Here is a 16,058-nt window from a genome sequence, read left to right as displayed (position 1 = left end):
AATCTAATTCAGTATTTGTATTTTTGAGTTAATTGAGGTGGCGGTTGCGCGACGTGCAACCGCCACTTCGTCCTGAACGAGCGCACGACTATTCAAGTGCAAAGTACCCACAGCTTGATAACCCGCAACTTGGGTTATTACAAGCCATAACCCATTTGATAGATCATTAGTAGTCAGAAATTATGATATCTGGAACCAAACTTTTCCTGATGTTCCTTCCATAAATGCTCATGTATCAGATGCTGTTTATCAGGCAATAGAGCAAATCAGCACAGGAAAACGTTCAGTTATTGGTATAACTATTAAAGCTGAAAAAGGACTGGGTAAAAGTCACTTAATGAGTCGGATTCGCTACCATATTCTGGATGAAGGTGATAGTTTTTTTGTTTATATGAGCGAAGTTGATTATGGTGACTCAAACAAAATACATTCTAAATTTCTAAACACATTGTCATTTAGTCTAAAACAGACTGGTAATCAAAGTGTAATGCAATGGCAAGAGATCGCAACTACTTTAGTCAATGAGGTATATAAGTCAAGCTACACTCCTCAAGAGTTAATGAAGCGATTTCCTGGGGTTTTAGCTCAACATCCTAAAATAGTTGATGCCTTGACTGCTAAAGTACTGAAACTTAAGTCAAATATTGAAAATCCTTATTTGATTCAGGCTATTTTATGGACGCTTTCTTTAGATAAAGTTTCATTTGCAACTAATTGGCTTGCTGGCAGAGACTTAGCCCAGTCACAAGCAGACTCTATGGGATTACCAAATACTAATCAAGACGATAAAGAAGCTGAAGCATTCCAAACAGTATGCCAAATTTTAGACTTAATTGGTGATTATAAGACAATAGTCATCTGCTTTGATGAGTTAGAAAGCCTCAATTGTAACGATCAGGGTTTTACAAGAGCACAGGTTATTGCTCTGTTTGCAAAAGATATATATAGCAGAATTAAACGTGGGGTATTAATTCTAGCTATGTTCGATGAAACTTGGACGCAACAAGTTAAAGTTGTACCACAAGCAGATTCAGTTATTGATAGAATTGGTGAAAAGAAATTTGATTTAAGGCATCTTAATAGTGATGATGTAGTAACTCTTGTTTCGCACTGGCTGAAAGATTTTTATGATACGAATAACTTAACTCCACCTCATCCGGTCTATCCTTTTGATGAAAATAATTTACGAGTACTTGGTAAAGAAAAACCAATAGTTAGAAAGGTTTTACAGTGGTGTACAAATAATTGGAATTTGCCTGGTATCCCACTGGTGGAAACAGCTCCACTACATAAAATTGAAAAAGCTTTTAATAAAGAACTTGCAGCACTTGATAATACAATAGAAAATTACTTTGAAGACAGTAATACTATAGCTGATGCTATACGTTTTTGTTTATTAACTCTGAAAGGCGAAACTGTAGAGAGAGTAAAAATCGATGAGGTTGAGGAAGTTATAGTCAAAAATGTAGACAAAGGCTATCTCAATTTTAGAGTTATTGGTAAGGAAGATGGAAGAGTTATCAAAATAGTAGTAGCAGTGGTGCAAGAATCTAGCAATAAATTTGTAAGTGCTGCCTTGAAAAGATTAATAGATTATAAAACATTTGATATGACTCGTGGCTGCTTAGTTCGTGCTAAAGATGTGAAACAGAATACTAAAGGAAAAGAGTATTTAGATAAACTACTTTCTAAAAACTTAGGAGGAGAATTTATTCAACTTAATGTTGAAGATATTAAGCCTCTTTTAGCTATTTTATTTGTTAAGCAAGCTTGCAAAGATTATGAAGTTAGTGAAGAGGAGATTTTTCAGTTTATAGTTCAGCAGAAAATTGCAGTTGATAACTACTTAATACGTGAAATTTTAAGCGATCCATCTGGTCAAATTCCCAGTGGCTTAATAAATGAGGAATGTGTTGCTGAAACTCAGCCTATACAAAATCAAAATGGAACTAAACAACTAGATGATATGCTTGATAATTTAATGATTAAACTTGGTTTATGAGTAATCTAATTTTGCTCAATACTGCCTTATCTCTACCTTCTCCCGACGTTGAAGCTTTGCTACAGGGTCGAATAATTATAGCTCTACCCCGGACATTTATTCATCCGGGGCGTTCCTTTGCTCTTTATCCCTCTGCAACCTCAATCAACGTGCTACCCGATGAAAAATACTACAAATCAAATTTCTTGACGATTACCCAAAAAGTTATTCCTCCAATAAGTTCTGAAACAGTCTGGATTCAATCTTGGGGTAAGTGTGAACTGTGCCAAATCGTAAATCACTCAGAATCGTTAAAAGCTTTGTCACAATTAAATATTTGGACAACAAAAGGATTACAAGAGATTTTGCTGCAAAAGAAGCATATCTTTCTTGCTTATTTGCGTGTCTATTTGTTATCTCAGCCAATTGAAATACCTGTGAATCCACAAAACCAGTTTATAAGTTTACCTGCTGCGTTGAAGGTATCTGTTGATTTACCAGTATTAAACGATCGCACCTTCGCCCTACGCAAACACCAGTTAGAAAAGCTAGAACCCCCGCTGCATCCTGAATTAGAAGAATTGCAGAGTGCGATCGCATCCCTAACCATTAGCCAACCAGCCGCGAAACAATTAGACGATGATATCAAAGTATTTTTAGGTTGGAATAGTGACAAGCTAATTAAGCAAGCCGATCCGAATTTAGCTTGGATAAATGATATTGCAAAATTGGGCGATCGCAGTATCGAGCTAGAGGAGAAAAAAAGCAACTACCAAGCTGGTACAGATTTTGAAAACATCGCACGTCAAAGTCTGGAGTTTTTAGGATTCAAGGTTGAAAATGCTTACAAAGGTGGCGCTGGAGGCTTAGATTTATTTTGTTCAAAACCTTACCCTATTGTTTGCGAGTGTAAAGCGGGTAGGCTTATTCCTAGCGGTACAGTTGAGGAATTAATTAAGCTAGGCGGAATGCATTTAGGTGCTGATCAATTTTTTGATTCGGCAAAATTAGTAATTGGCCCAGGTAATCCATCTACGGATATACTAAAAGCCGCGCAAAAATGGAAAGTAAGTATTATTAATGCTATGACTTTACAAAAGTTAGTTGAATTCAAAGTCAAATATACAGGTGCTATTAATTTAGTCGAATTACAGCAATATTTAGAACCTGGGCAAATTGACTATAGAATTAATGAATATATTGATAAAGCTGAGAGAGAGATTAAATTGCGCTCGCACATTACCCAGCTTGTCAAAAACTATTTAGAAAACTCAGGTATAGAATCTACTGGTGTTGAAGCTCTACATGGCGCGTATTTCGGATCGCATCCGCCACAGCCAATCAAAACAGCAGAAATGCACGAAATTCTGATAGAACTTTCCTCACCTTTAACAGGCTATTTAGGACGAATTAAGGGTAGTGATTGGAAGAGCGATCGCTTTTACTTTCTCCGCGATTTACCTATTAACTAAATATAGTAAAATATATCTCTTTTATTACCTTCGCGCTCTTGGCGTACTCTGCGGTTCATTTAAAAATAGGTGAAGTGCATAAGCGCAGCCATTCGTAGGCATCGCAGTTATCCTAAAGTTAATATACCAGCCTGATAATTCACTACCAACGGCAGAATTTTTAGCCATTCTGAGCCTAACAATACTTCCGTAATTTCATTGCCCACATAAACGTTAATTTCATACTCTTGTTCGTTTAATATCACCTTGCCTAAATAAATATCAAATCTTGATTCTCCTTTAGCAGTTCGTAGAGATTCCTCACCAATATAAAACCAGTCTAAACCCTCTAAATCTTGTTTATTAATAGCGAGAAAGCCTGTAAAACCAGTATCCAACATAGCATCTACAGACAAATTTAATCCATCAAATGTAATCAAATCAATTTCAAAAAATAGTTGCCCATTATCTCCAAAGTCCCCCTGAATCATATTGTGCCAGTTGTTCCCGTTTCATTTAAACAGAATACACAATGTCTACTATTTGAGTATTTTTCAAGGGATTTTTTATGAGCTTGCATTTTATCCACATCAATTAAGTAATCACCACTATTTGGCTCTACTGCAATATACCAGCCGTAGTGTTCCTTAATCAAATCAGGACGTACGCGCTCAAAAATTTCCCGACAGCGATGATAAAATGCCTCATCTTCAGCTTTGCGTCTAGCAAGTTCTTCTGGTGGTAAAATTCGTTCTGGAAAGATTCTGCCTCGACGTGCAGGTTGTTTTGCAGTTGATTCAGCCATAGTAATTAGCCCTATTTGTTAATGCTGTCTTAACTTTATTTTACGGAAATATAAACGCGAGTACAATCTATCTCTTTTCTTCTCTCTGCGTATTGGCGGTTCGTTTAAAAATAACTGAAGTGCGTAGGCGTAGCCAGCCATGGGCATCGCATTTATCTTAAAGTTGAGATACAAGCCTAATAATTCACTAAGCCCATTTTTTAATGTTGCTTTAATTTTAGTTAACAGGAAGATACAGGCGATCGCTGGAACTTTCTATGTAATTTTACTATTTAGATGGCTATAAAAAAACCTCAGTTAACCTCTGGCCTTCTCTACAATACGCTATACTTAGCTTTCTTCTCCGTAGAAATATGCAGTTCGTTTCAAAATAACTAAACTACAGATTGCTTTACAATTAATTACTTCATGAATAATTAATACTATCTATTGACTTAATTTTATTTTATGAGAAGCAATAAAAATCTTAGTTGCAACTCATCACAAGGCATCGCAATCTTTCATCTTTTTCTCAGTAACTATTATTTATAGTTATAAACTTTACAGAAATTTTATACTTAACTACTGTGTAACTTCATTTACATTAGATAAAAATTTAGTACTGTCGAAGAAACACATTATACTTACTACACTGGTGTTCATTAATCATAAACCTCTACCAAGTTTACAACTTAGGCAAGATGACCCATGTATTATCAAATTTGGAATTTCTTTCTTAAAGAAGATAAATACATTTATTGGAAAGAAAAAATAAAAGTTAACAAAAATTTTGACAAAGTGACATGGCAAAAGATCATTGATTTCTTGTCACTAGTAGAGCAAACTTTCCAGTTGAAAAGTCAACTAGCAGAAACCGATAGCCTTGAGCCGTTTCTCAAGTTAGCAAGAGAAAACGGTTATAATTTGACCGCAGAAGAACTCGCCTGGTTTCTAGTTACGAGAAGACAGATTTGGGATCTTTTCGATGTTGCCCAAAAAACGCCATCTCTCAAAGAAGAATTACTAATAGCTAAAGATCCGCAGCAATTCGTCTATATTGCTGCCGAAAATGGCTATTACTTTTCTGCTGATGAGTTAGCTTGGCTGCTAATTGACATCAAATCAGCATCAGATTTAGTATCTATTAACAACAGCGTTGGAGAAATTCTCACAGTATCAAGCTACGGCAGAATTGAAACAGGATACTGGATTTGGCTAGCAGAACATTGGGGAATCGTGCCACCATTTTGTCATCGGGATAAACCCAGCACTTTTTTATGTCAAAACCTCAACAATCCTTTTTTACCCGATCGCTGTTTTTTACCTAAGAGTTACTTTAATCAACGCCTGATGGCAATTCATAATTAAAATAATTCGTAATTAGGCAAAGAAAGAGAAGAAAGCAACATCTAGACGAACGATATTGAGCGATCAAACTTAATTACGAATTACGTTAGCGCAGCGTTAGCGACGCAGGAGCGTCATTACGAATTACGAATTATACGGTAAAGCATCCTAGACAGAAGATATATCTTCTATTTAGGATGCTTCACAATAAAAAATTGTTGTTGAGACAACAATTCTAGACAAAATCTAAGATTTAGATTAGAGCTATCAGCTAGCAGAAACGGTCAAACTACTGGGTTTCTGAAGATTGCCTTGTAAAACTACACCCCGCTGATTGGCATGGATGTGACGCAAAATCTTGTAAATTGCCTCAACTTGTTCTGATGCGCCTGCCTTCTCGGCAAGTTCGTCAAGAGAAAGGGGAGTTTTTTCTTTTTGTAGAACTGCTACGACTCGTGTTTGCAAATCGAGAATGGAGGCAGCAGCTTTTTTGCCAGCTTCTACGCCAGGTTGATGGTAGGCATTGATGTTGACTAAGCTAGCGTATAAACCAACAGCACGTTCATACAAAGCAATTAATGCCCCTACAATTCGAGGATTAACTTGGGGAATCGTGACTGTAATCGAATCGCGGTGATTTTCATAAAGCGCTTGTCGGGTTCCTTGGAGAAAACCGGAAAGATAATCGCCTGATGTAACTCCTGGATCTATTTCAGTGGATGGGCCTTGACGATCTTCCAATACTTCGATGAAGGTAGCAAAGAAATTCGCTACACCCTCGCGTAACTGCTGGACATAAGCGTGTTGATCTGTTGAGCCTTTGTTGCCGTAAACGGCAATACCTTGATGGACAACGTTGCCATCTAAGTCTTTTTCTTTACCCAAGGATTCCATCACCAGCTGTTGCAAATAGCGACTGAATAAAAATAAGCTGTCCTTGTAAGGTAGAACAACCATATCTTTTTCGCCCTTTCCGTTACCTGCAAAGTACCAAGACAAAGCAAGCAAGGCTGCTGGGTTATTTTTTACATCTGGGACGCGGGTAGCGTCATCCATCTCTTTGGCGCCATCTAGCATAGCGCGAACATCAATGCCTTGTAATGCCGCTGGTACTAGCCCCACAGCAGACATTTCTGAGGTGCGTCCTCCTACCCAGTCATACATCGGAAATCTCGCCAGCCAGCCTTCTTCTTTGGCCAGCTTATCGAGGTTGCTATCAACGCTGGTAATTGCTACCGCATATTGAGCAAACTCCAAATTGTGTCCGGCGTAAGCTTTTTTAACTTCAATCATGCCGTTGCGAGGTTCTGGCGTTCCTCCAGATTTGGAGATTACCAAAACCAAAGTGCTGGAGAGGCTATTCCGTAGATAATTGAGAACGCGATCGATACCTGCGGGATCGTTGTTATCGATAAAGTGAATTTTCAGGGGCGGGAAATCAGGAGCGAGAGCTTCCGCGACGAATTGGGGGCCGAGAGCGGAACCACCAATGCCGATGGAGATAATATCCGTGAAGCGGCTTGCTCTGGGAGGATGAATAGCACCTGTTTGGACTTTTTCCGCAAAGGCTTCGATTTGTTCTAGAGTTTGAACTATTTCTTGTGTAAGTTCTGGAGCTGGCGCTAAATCAGGATTTCGCAGCCAGTAATGTCCAACCATGCGGTTCTCGTCGGGATTTGCGATCGCACCCTTCTCTAGTTGAGCCATATCCGCAAACGCCTTGTCAAACTTCGGCCGCAACGAATCCACGAAGGCATCATCGAACCGTATCCGACTTATGTCTAAGTACAGTCCCAATCCCTCGTGGAAATACAACCAGTTTTGGTATCGTTGCCAAAGTGCCCTAGCATCCATAGGGAAATCTCAAATAAAGTGTTTTTCAAAAACCAGTTTAATGTAAGGTTATAGCGATCCCTGCCTAGCCTTATACAGTTTACAGTTTTAAGTGTTCCCTTGACCGTGCCAATTTTAGATTTTAAATTTTAGATTTTAGATTAAAAATTATTTCGGTTGATGCCCCGCACTTCTTTAGCAGACGCTACCGCGAATGTGCCAAGAAAGCGAATGTGGATGGAACAAATCCAAAATCCGCAATTCCAAAATCCAAAATTGATTGACTCTTGACTTTAAACATCTGGCATAGGGATGACACGCAGAAATTTCACAATTTCACCTCTAATTTCTATACCAATCAGATAATTGTCGAGGGTGAAGCGGTGAAAAATGCCTTCACTATCAAGCTGTCGCAGTTCTTTTAGATCGCTCAACTGCCACTTTTGGGCTAATTCAATAAAAACAAAATCATGCACCCGCTCGTAGGCAGCAGGTTCTAAATTCTTCAGGTCTAGCAAAAAAGACCTGGCATAGCGCATTTCCAGACTCACTGGGCGTTACCTTCACCAAAACTTGAGGGGCCAAAGAGTGCTGAGTTGAAAGTGCTGAGTGCTGAGTCAAGAACCAGTACTAAGACTTACAATTCAGTATATGGATCTAAATCCTCTGACTTTAGTTCTAAATAATAAATAAATTTCTTCCTAATCCTAACTAATCCCTTAGTTTTAACTATGGGCTACTACTGGGCACTCAGCACTGGGCACTCAGCACTCAGCACTACTAAAAGCGCTGCTGAATCAGAAAAACATCAACAGTCTGACTGCTTCTTCATGGGTTAAGATATCCCACGGTTGCTGCGATCGCTTGACTTTTTGTATCGCTTTGAGCATATAAAAGTCATAATATAATGCTTCAAGAACATTCCAAATGTCTTGCAAATCGTCATCGCCTAATTGCTCGATTAAGTGATGCATTCTAAGTCGCAGTAAATTCATACGTTAATTATTCCTTACCACCAAACACCAACAATAAATAGTATTCCCATAAAATTAGCTCCGCTCAAGCAAGCTACGCTAAAATTTATTCGCCCGGCGCGGGGGGCAGAGGGGCAGGGGAGACAAACAGACAAGGGGGACAAGGAGAATAACTATGCCAATGCCCAATGCCCAATGCCCAATTCCCAATTCCCAATTCCCAAATAATTTAATATGGTTGACTATCTAATTTTCTTAGCAATTTCTACGGCGCTTTTTGCTCTATTCGCACTAGGACTGAATTTACAGTGGGGCTTTACGGGATTAATTAACTTTGGTCATATTGCTTTCATGACTCTGGGAGCATATACAACAGTATTGTTAAGCTTAAAGGGCGTACCCTTACTTGTATCAGCACTGGCTGGGGCAATTGTCGCTGCTTTGTTGGGTTTGATAATTGGTTTTGTAACTCTCCGCTTACGAGAAGATTATCTAGGAATTGTCACCATTGGTACGGGCGAATTAATTCGTTTAGTGGTAAATAATCAGGAATTACCTGTGGGTGACACTTGGGTTTCTGGGGCGTTTGGTGTGCAAAGTTATCCCATACCTCTATCCACAGAACCAAGTTTGTTTGTCAGATTAATAATGATTGGGCTTTTAACGCTGCTGGCTGCTGTAACTTTCTTTTCTTTGTGGCAATGGATTCGCACCACCCAAATATCTCGAACTACTGATTTGGGCAAAAGGACGACTAGCAAGCAAGAATTTGCATCGCGCTTGGGTGTGGGAATTGTGTTAGCACTTTTGGCGGCAGCGATTTATATTTCTGGGGTGATCGGATTGTATAACTACAACCCAAAAGCAGGTTTAATGCTGGTGTTGCTTTTGGTTTTAGCGTTTGTATACTGGCGCTTAGAAATTTTGGTGCGATCGCCTTGGGGTAGAATTCTCAAAGCCATCCGCGAAGATGAAGAAATTCCCAAAGCGCTGGGAAAAAATGTCTTTTGGTATAAATTACAATCTCTCATGTTAGGGGGTGTGATCGCGGGTATCGCTGGTGCTTTCTTCGCTTGGCAACTGGGCGCCATTTACCCCGATAATTTTCAACCGCAGATCACCTTTGACACTTGGATTATGGTGATTTTAGGCGGTTCTGGGAATAATGTTGGCACAATCTTAGGTGCAGTAATTTTCTTTGCTTACGATGCGCTGACGCGGGAAGTCTTACCCAGAATCGTTTCCCTTGATGAAGCACGTTTGGGCGCATTTCGGATCATGGTAATCGGATTAATTTTGATGGTACTGATGATTTGGCGTCCTCAAGGTATCTTAGGGAAAAAAGAGGAACTCACCCTTGGTAAATAACTATTCATCTCCACTTCCCCTTTTGGCAGCCACTGGACTTTCTAAAAGCTTTGGTGGTGTCAAAGCAGTTAATGAGGCCAGAATCGAAGTTGCTAAAGGCAGCATTACAGGCTTGATTGGCCCCAATGGTGCTGGTAAAACTACTTTATTTAATTTACTCTCAAACTTCATTCGCCCAGATAAGGGACGAGTAATTTTTGATGGCGAACCGATTCACAATTTGCAACCATATCAAATCGCCCAGCAGGGAGTAATCCGCACTTTTCAGGTTGCACGGACTCTCTCGCGGTTATCGGTGTTAGAAAATATGCTGCTGGCGGCGCAAAAACAAACGGGCGAAAATTTTTGGCAGGTGCAGTTGCAACCGCACATTGTTGCTAAGGAAGAAAAGCAACTGCAAGAGCGGGCAATGTTCCTGTTAGAATCAGTAGGCTTGGCCAAAAAAGCACATGATTACGCAGGTGGCTTGTCTGGTGGACAACGCAAGCTGCTAGAAATGGGACGGGCGCTGATGACTAATCCCAAGTTGATTTTGTTGGATGAACCGGCGGCTGGGGTGAATCCGAAACTGATTGATGATATTTGCGATCGCATTATCACTTGGAACCGCCAAGATGGCATGACTTTTCTGATTATTGAACACAATATGGATGTGGTTATGTCCTTGTGCGATCGTGTTTGGGTACTTGCCGAAGGGCAAAATTTGGCTGATGGTACGCCAGCAGAAATTCAAACCAATCCCAAAGTTTTAGAAGCTTATTTGGGAAAATAGAATGCGATTAGCTTTCTGTTTATGCAATGCATTTTAGTGATTTGACTTTGGACAAATAAAAGTACATAAATACTGTGACTTGTCCAAAGTTAAAGTAAACACTATAAACAATTTTAAGTTAATTTTTTTTGGCTGAATCAGCATTCGGGGTGAATCAAAGCTTTATTTTTTAATCTTCGTTATTTTCTGCAAAATTGACTTGCTCATAAAGGTCGCGCAATTCAATTTGAAAATCAACCGTTTGCAGTGATAAAATTGCAGATTCATGTTCAAGTTCAGTGAATGACCATTGACTTTCCGCAGTTTTTACATATTGCATCACATGATACTGATATTGATCGATTAAAATATATTCCTTGAATTCGGGAATAGAGCGATAATAAAGAAACTTATCTCCTTGGTCATAATTTTTAGTCGATTTAGATAAAACTTCAGCAATTAACATTGGGTTCATAACCGTTGTTGTGCTGGTTCCTGTATAAATAGGTTGTCCCTCAATCACCATCACATCAGGATATGTATGTTGACGATAACGGGGTATCCATAAACGCACATCACCAATATAAACATCATAATTTTTACGCCTTAAAGTAATTTTTAAGGATGCAGCTAAATTTAAAGCAATTTTATTATGATTTGTAGTGCCACCCGTCATCGGTACAATTTCTCCATCACGGTATTCGCTTTTATATTCTGCTTTTTCTTCAAGTTCTAAATACTCTTCAGGTGTATAAGAAAATTTTTGTGTTTCTAACTGCATAAAAATACAACCTATGATTGTGCGGTTTGCTCATCTCTCATATCTATGTTGTACGCCAATAAATCCCATTCTCTCGCTGCATTAACTTGCAAGCAATGAACTCCCGTCGCAGGGTGGCGCAGTCGGGATGGTAGCGTTTAAGAATGTCATTTACCAGGCGTTCAGGGTAGTTGACTCCTATATCAAACTGGTTTGCTAACCACTTGAGAATTACTAGACGCTTTTTGCGACTAGCGGGAATTTCCTTAAGGTATCCACCGTCGAAATAGTTTTTCAACACTTTGCTTTCCCAAGCTTCAGTATCCACATCCTCTATCAAGGATGCTATTTTCTCAGGTGTGAAAATTTCCTTGCTAATGCTTTGCAAAGCCTCACTATCTAATTGATATAGACGGCTATTGCCTTCAGGACGCATTGTTACCAAATTTAGCTCTTTAAGTTTCGCTAAATGATGAGATACCGTCGGTTCCTTGAGTTGCAGTAGCACCGCCAATTCTTCGACGCTACACTCCTGATTCGCCAGGATACCTACAATCTTCAATCGGCTATCATCCGCTAATGCCTTGAAAAAGCGGAGTAAGATGTTAAATTGCTCTGGTTGCATAACTAACTTCTAATTAGATATCTATCTAATTAGAAGTATATCTAATTTAAAGCTCATATCCCCGATTTTTAGAGAAGTCGGGGATTTTTTTTGTTCAGTTTAACTAAACTGTTCTTCTGCATCGAGGTTGAACAGCATTTGCAGAGTTTGCATACAGCGCCGTCTAGCTTCAACATCTTGCTGCGATCGCAATTGCACCATCGGGTCATGTAAAATTTTATTGACAATTCCCCGTGTTAATGCTTCTATTATTTCTTGATGTTTGTCAGCGAATTCCGAACCCAATCTCGACAAAGCTTTTTCTAACTCTTGTTCGCGGATGGTTTCGACTTTATTTCGCAGACAGCTAATAGTAGTAACAGTTTCCAGACTGCGCCACCAAATATCAAAGGCTTCCACTTCTTCTTCTAAAAGTCGTTCGGCTTCCTGTGCAATCTTGCGACGGCTTTCGTAGTTTTGCGCTACAACAGCCTTCAAATCATCCACATTAAACGCTTGCACATTTTCCAATTCATTTACATCCGCATGAACATTACGCGGTACAGAAATATCAAATAACATTAAAGAGCGCTGAACTTCTAAAACCATTTCCAATTTGGCACGGTCAAGTATTGGCTCTGTTGCCGAAGTACTTGTAAATACTAGATCGCTATCGGCAATTACGCTCATCATTTCAGATAGTGGATGAATTTTGATCGGTTGTTGAGGGAACAGCTTTGCTAATTCTTGGGCGCGATCGCGAGAGCGATTTACAATACTAATTTCCACAGCACCTTTAGAAATTAGGTGTTGCACCAACAGCCGCGACATTTTACCAGCACCCAAAATTACCACTCGGCAAGCTGCCAAATTTGCCACTTTTAGCTGTGCTAACTCGACAGCTGCTGAACTGATAGAGACAGCGCCAGTACCAATACTAGTTTCAGTGCGAACCCGCTTACCTGCTGTCAGCGCTTGTTTAAATAATCGATTCAAAATGGTTTTTATACCGCTATATTGCTGTCCCAGTTTGTGAGTAGTCTTCACCTGAGCCAGAATTTGGCCTTCTCCGAGTACCAGACTATCTAAACCACCTGCTACCCGCATAACGTGCATCACTGCATCATCATGCAGCAGCATAAACAAATGCTGTCGCAGAGAAAGCACAGGTAATTTACTATATTCCGCAAGAAACTGCGTTACTTCCCGAATACCTTGGTCTGCTTCACTGGCAACAATGTAAATTTCCAGACGGTTACAAGTGCTAAGAATTGCAACTTCGTCAATATGGGGATAGCTGGCCAGTTGAGCGATAGCACCTTCAATTTGTGGTTCTGGAATGCTCAGTTTTTCCCGGACTTCTACTGGGGCTGTTTTATGGCTTAACCCCACCACTGCTATATTCATTTGCTAAATCGTAGTTACTAGTTGGTAGTTGAAAATAGGGCATTGAGTGAGAATAGGGAATGGGGAATTTTTGTTTATTGGTTGATAATTTTTCCAACTAATAAACAATAACTAATCACTAAATACTAACTACTAACTAGTGTAACGATGAAGCATTTGGTTAACTATTTTTCCATTTCATAGAAAGATTTATTTCCTAATGCTTCACCTCTACTTTTACCATTCCCCATTCCCTAAAAATTAGTTCAGTTGGAGAGTCTTAGGTTTACCAAACATGTGAATTGTATCAACAAATCGAGCCGTATTCGATTGGTTGGAAATTACCAAGCTTTGAGTTCTTGCTCCACCGCTGAAGAAACGTACACCTTCCATGAGATTACCACTGGTAATGCCGCAAGCAGCAAACAGAACAGTTTGACCAGATGCCAGTTCATGAGCATCATAGACCTTATCAGGGTCATTGATATTCATAGACTTTAAGCGATCGATGTTGGCTTCTCTGCTTTCTCCAATCAGACCTGTTTTGACTATCGCTGGATCGTAGATTAGTTGACCTTGGAAGTGTCCACCCAAAGCACGCATTGCTGCTGCCGAGATTACACCTTCAGGAGCCGCACCGATACCCATCAGCGCGTGGATATTAGTTCCAGCAAAGCCACAGCTAATGGCTGCACCCACATCACCATCTGAAATTAGAGCGACTCTTGCTCCAGCCTCACGGATTTCTTTAATTAAATCGTTGTGGCGTTCGCGCTTCATGACCACAACTACGAGTTCTTCAATCGAGCGCTCTAGACACTCAGAGAGAATCTTCAGGTTTTCTGTTGCTGACTTGTTGATGTCTACCTTGCCCTTAGCTGCGGGAGGTGCTGCTAACTTTTTCATGTAAAAGTCAGGAGCAGCAAATAATCCACCCTTTTCAGAAATTGCCAAGACAGCCATCGAACCAGGTTGTCCATAAGCTACCAAGTTCGTACCTTCACAGGGGTCAACGGCGATATCAATTTCAACTAGTTCATCAGGATTACAGAGAGCTTCGGCATTTGGTTGAGTACAGATACCAACTTCTTCCCCGATGTATAACATAGGCGCGTCGTCGCGTTCGCCTTCCCCAATCACAATGCGACCCCGCATATAAATTTTATTCATCCGCTCCCGCATAGCTTCTACAGCTACCTGGTCAGCGATGTTTTTTTCGCCTTTACCCATCCACTTTGCGGATGCGATCGCCGCTTGCTCTACTACTTCAATAATCTCTAACCCAAGTGTATTTTCCACAGAGTCTGCCCTCTCAACTGCTTGAATTTCCGCTGCTTTATCTGGCCATTTCAGTTTTCAAGTCTACCAAAGGGCGGATACACGTGGAAGAAAGTTAAGTTTTACTGCTAACTGGTTACAAAAGTGCCAGTTAACACATCTTTATTTTTTACTCTTAACTACTCCAGTATAAAGCGCGTTTAAAAGTAACTAGGTTAAGAACTTGCACAAATGGGTAGCGGTTTATGTATACAACATTGCTTTTCTTCAGTGTTTATCTTTAGGTATAAAATAATAAAGAAAAAAAAGCTGGTGAATTCACATAAAAACTAAAAAACGAGACGCAAAGTAAAAAGCTTGTCAAATTCAGAGGTTAATCGTGTTTATCGACTACATCACACTCATGTTAATCAATATGGTAGCTGGGCTATTTCTACTGGCTGACTATGTGTATCGTGGTATAGATAGTTCTAATCAAAGGCCGTGGATTCCCGGTTTCGGAATTACGGGTGCGATCGCACTCACAACTGGTTTACACATGAGCTTCACCTGGCCAGTAATGGGTAGCTTCAATATTGCCTTCGGTGAGACGAGTATCCTATTTGGAATCTTGTTTATTGCAGCTGCAATTTCTCTTGCTCAAAATTGGGATTTATTGACAATCGCAATTTACGGCTTCTTTGCTGGTGCAGTTGCGATCGTAGTGGGTATCCGTATCATCAACTTGAATTTGACAAAGCAACCGCTTTTATCGGGAATCGGCTTTATTTTAACTGGATTAGGTGGTATTTTTGCAGCACCAACTCTCTACTGGAAAACCAACCGAACTTGGCGGCTAATTGGCACAGCAGTGCTGATAGTAGCTGCTCTAATTTGGGCATTGACTGGATATTTAGCTTACTGGAATCATTTAGAGGGTTTCCAAAAATGGGTTCCAGCGCCGATGCGGTAAGCAATAGACTTATTGTAAGAGTAGGGAAAAGGGGAAAGGGTAAAGGGTAAAGGTATGGAATTGTCCCTTTTTCCTTTCCCCAACCGGAAAGCAAAAGTTACTTTTGCAAGATGTCTAACGATCTAGGCTAGAGACATAGTTAAAACCTTGCTTAAAAAAATATGCTGGACTTTCTTAATCCCCTTTTAAATCGCCATCCAGAGCGAGTTAAAGCCAACGTCGAACTTTACACCTGGCAAACTTGTCCTTACTGCATTCGAGCCAAAATGCTGCTGTGGTGGAAAGGTGTAAATTTCACTGAATACAAAATCGACGGCGACGAAGCAGCCAGAGCGAAAATGGCAGAACGCGCCAACGGTCGCCGTACTGTACCACAAATTTTTATCAATAACCAGCACATTGGCGGCTGCGATGACCTCTATCAGTTAGACACACAAAGTCAACTCGATCCCCTTTTAGCCCAAGCCGCTATTTAGAAATCAAATTAGCCCCCAATGACTGGCTTGGTAAGGCTAAATTTAAGAATTTTGATTTCGTTTAGCCCCAGACTTCTAGTCTGTGGGCTATATGCTTTTTATTTCTTGTCGGA

At 40.0% G+C, this 16,058-nt stretch carries 16 protein-coding genes; 7 read left to right on the top strand and 9 right to left on the bottom strand.

Features of this window, described 5'->3' with window-relative positions; translation table 11 throughout:
- Positions 1–136: 136 nt before the first annotated feature.
- Both RMY32_RS12835 and RMY32_RS12830 read left to right on the top strand, forming a co-directional pair.
- Complete coding sequence (locus tag RMY32_RS12835; protein ID WP_409882868.1) at positions 137–2,002, top strand: P-loop NTPase fold protein; 1,866 nt, start codon at positions 137–139, stop codon at positions 2,000–2,002.
- Entirely contained in the window at positions 1,999–3,453 is a 1,455-nt protein-coding gene (locus RMY32_RS12830; RefSeq protein ID WP_322715237.1) for a DUF1802 family protein, read from the top strand. The genes RMY32_RS12835 and RMY32_RS12830 overlap by 4 nt, the downstream gene beginning before the upstream one ends.
- A 107-nt stretch (positions 3,454–3,560) precedes the next feature.
- Here the strand turns inward: RMY32_RS12830 and RMY32_RS12825 are convergent, their stop codons facing one another.
- Both RMY32_RS12825 and RMY32_RS12820 read right to left on the bottom strand, forming a co-directional pair.
- A complete protein-coding gene (locus RMY32_RS12825; RefSeq protein WP_322715236.1) occupies positions 3,561–3,923 on the bottom strand; it encodes an aspartyl protease in 363 nt (120 codons plus the stop codon).
- Positions 3,920–4,237 (bottom strand): hypothetical protein, encoded by a 318-nt coding sequence (locus tag RMY32_RS12820; protein ID WP_322674981.1) that lies wholly within the window; start codon positions 4,235–4,237, stop codon positions 3,920–3,922. Before RMY32_RS12820 ends, RMY32_RS12825 begins: the two co-directional genes overlap by 4 nt.
- A 687-nt stretch (positions 4,238–4,924) precedes the next feature.
- Between RMY32_RS12820 and RMY32_RS12815 the strand changes: the two genes are divergently transcribed.
- Positions 4,925–5,584: a Nif11-like leader peptide family natural product precursor gene (locus tag RMY32_RS12815; RefSeq protein ID WP_322715235.1), complete on the top strand. Its 660-nt coding sequence runs from the start codon at positions 4,925–4,927 to the stop codon at positions 5,582–5,584.
- Positions 5,585–5,830: 246 nt separating this feature from the next.
- Here RMY32_RS12815 and RMY32_RS12810 read toward each other — a convergent pair whose 3' ends face one another.
- The 3 genes from RMY32_RS12810 to RMY32_RS12800 all read right to left on the bottom strand — a co-directional run bounded on the left by RMY32_RS12810 (position 5,831) and on the right by RMY32_RS12800 (position 8,391).
- The gene (locus RMY32_RS12810; protein WP_322715233.1) at positions 5,831–7,417 is read right to left on the bottom strand and encodes a glucose-6-phosphate isomerase; all 1,587 of its coding nucleotides are present in this window, start codon (positions 7,415–7,417) and stop codon (positions 5,831–5,833) included.
- 272 nt (positions 7,418–7,689) lie between these two features.
- A complete protein-coding gene (locus RMY32_RS12805) occupies positions 7,690–7,947 on the bottom strand; it encodes a cytotoxic translational repressor of toxin-antitoxin stability system (RefSeq protein ID WP_251959737.1) in 258 nt (85 codons plus the stop codon).
- A 246-nt stretch (positions 7,948–8,193) separates the two neighbouring features.
- Entirely contained in the window at positions 8,194–8,391 is a 198-nt protein-coding gene (locus RMY32_RS12800; RefSeq protein ID WP_322715232.1) for a hypothetical protein, read from the bottom strand.
- 213 nt (positions 8,392–8,604) lie between these two features.
- On the opposite strand from RMY32_RS12800, the gene RMY32_RS12795 reads away from it, so the two are divergent.
- Both RMY32_RS12795 and RMY32_RS12790 read left to right on the top strand, forming a co-directional pair.
- Positions 8,605–9,738: a branched-chain amino acid ABC transporter permease gene (locus RMY32_RS12795; protein WP_322715231.1), complete on the top strand. Its 1,134-nt coding sequence runs from the start codon at positions 8,605–8,607 to the stop codon at positions 9,736–9,738.
- Positions 9,728–10,510, top strand: coding sequence for an ABC transporter ATP-binding protein (locus RMY32_RS12790; RefSeq protein ID WP_322663497.1), 783 nt, complete (start codon positions 9,728–9,730; stop codon positions 10,508–10,510). Before RMY32_RS12795 ends, RMY32_RS12790 begins: the two co-directional genes overlap by 11 nt.
- Positions 10,511–10,679: 169 nt before the next feature.
- Here RMY32_RS12790 and RMY32_RS12785 read toward each other — a convergent pair whose 3' ends face one another.
- From RMY32_RS12785 to glpX, 4 genes are all read right to left on the bottom strand, one after another.
- On the bottom strand, positions 10,680–11,270 hold the full coding sequence (locus RMY32_RS12785) for a Uma2 family endonuclease (protein ID WP_322674985.1): 591 nt from the start codon (positions 11,268–11,270) through the stop codon (positions 10,680–10,682).
- Positions 11,271–11,313: 43 nt separating this feature from the next.
- Positions 11,314–11,874 carry a metalloregulator ArsR/SmtB family transcription factor gene (locus RMY32_RS12780; protein WP_322715229.1) on the bottom strand — a complete coding sequence of 187 codons (561 nt, stop codon included), beginning with the start codon at positions 11,872–11,874 and terminating at the stop codon, positions 11,314–11,316.
- Positions 11,875–11,973: 99 nt separating this feature from the next.
- On the bottom strand, positions 11,974–13,260 hold the full coding sequence (locus RMY32_RS12775; protein WP_322715227.1) for a glutamyl-tRNA reductase: 1,287 nt from the start codon (positions 13,258–13,260) through the stop codon (positions 11,974–11,976).
- 240 nt (positions 13,261–13,500) lie between these two features.
- Positions 13,501–14,538, bottom strand: coding sequence for a class II fructose-bisphosphatase (glpX, locus tag RMY32_RS12770; protein WP_322663506.1), 1,038 nt, complete (start codon positions 14,536–14,538; stop codon positions 13,501–13,503).
- 358 nt (positions 14,539–14,896) lie between these two features.
- On the opposite strand from glpX, the gene RMY32_RS12765 reads away from it, so the two are divergent.
- Complete coding sequence (locus RMY32_RS12765) at positions 14,897–15,469, top strand: DUF981 domain-containing protein (RefSeq protein ID WP_322715225.1); 573 nt, start codon at positions 14,897–14,899, stop codon at positions 15,467–15,469.
- Positions 15,470–15,630: 161 nt separating this feature from the next.
- Positions 15,631–15,945, top strand: coding sequence for a glutaredoxin 3 (gene grxC, locus RMY32_RS12760; RefSeq protein WP_069070140.1), 315 nt, complete (start codon positions 15,631–15,633; stop codon positions 15,943–15,945).
- The last annotated feature ends 113 nt before the right edge of the window (positions 15,946–16,058 follow it).

Origin of the sequence: Nostoc sp. ChiSLP03a, from assembly GCF_034531215.2 — a bacterium.
Taxonomy (GTDB): domain Bacteria; phylum Cyanobacteriota; class Cyanobacteriia; order Cyanobacteriales; family Nostocaceae; genus Nostoc.
This window is presented reverse-complemented; position numbering and strand designations above follow the sequence as displayed.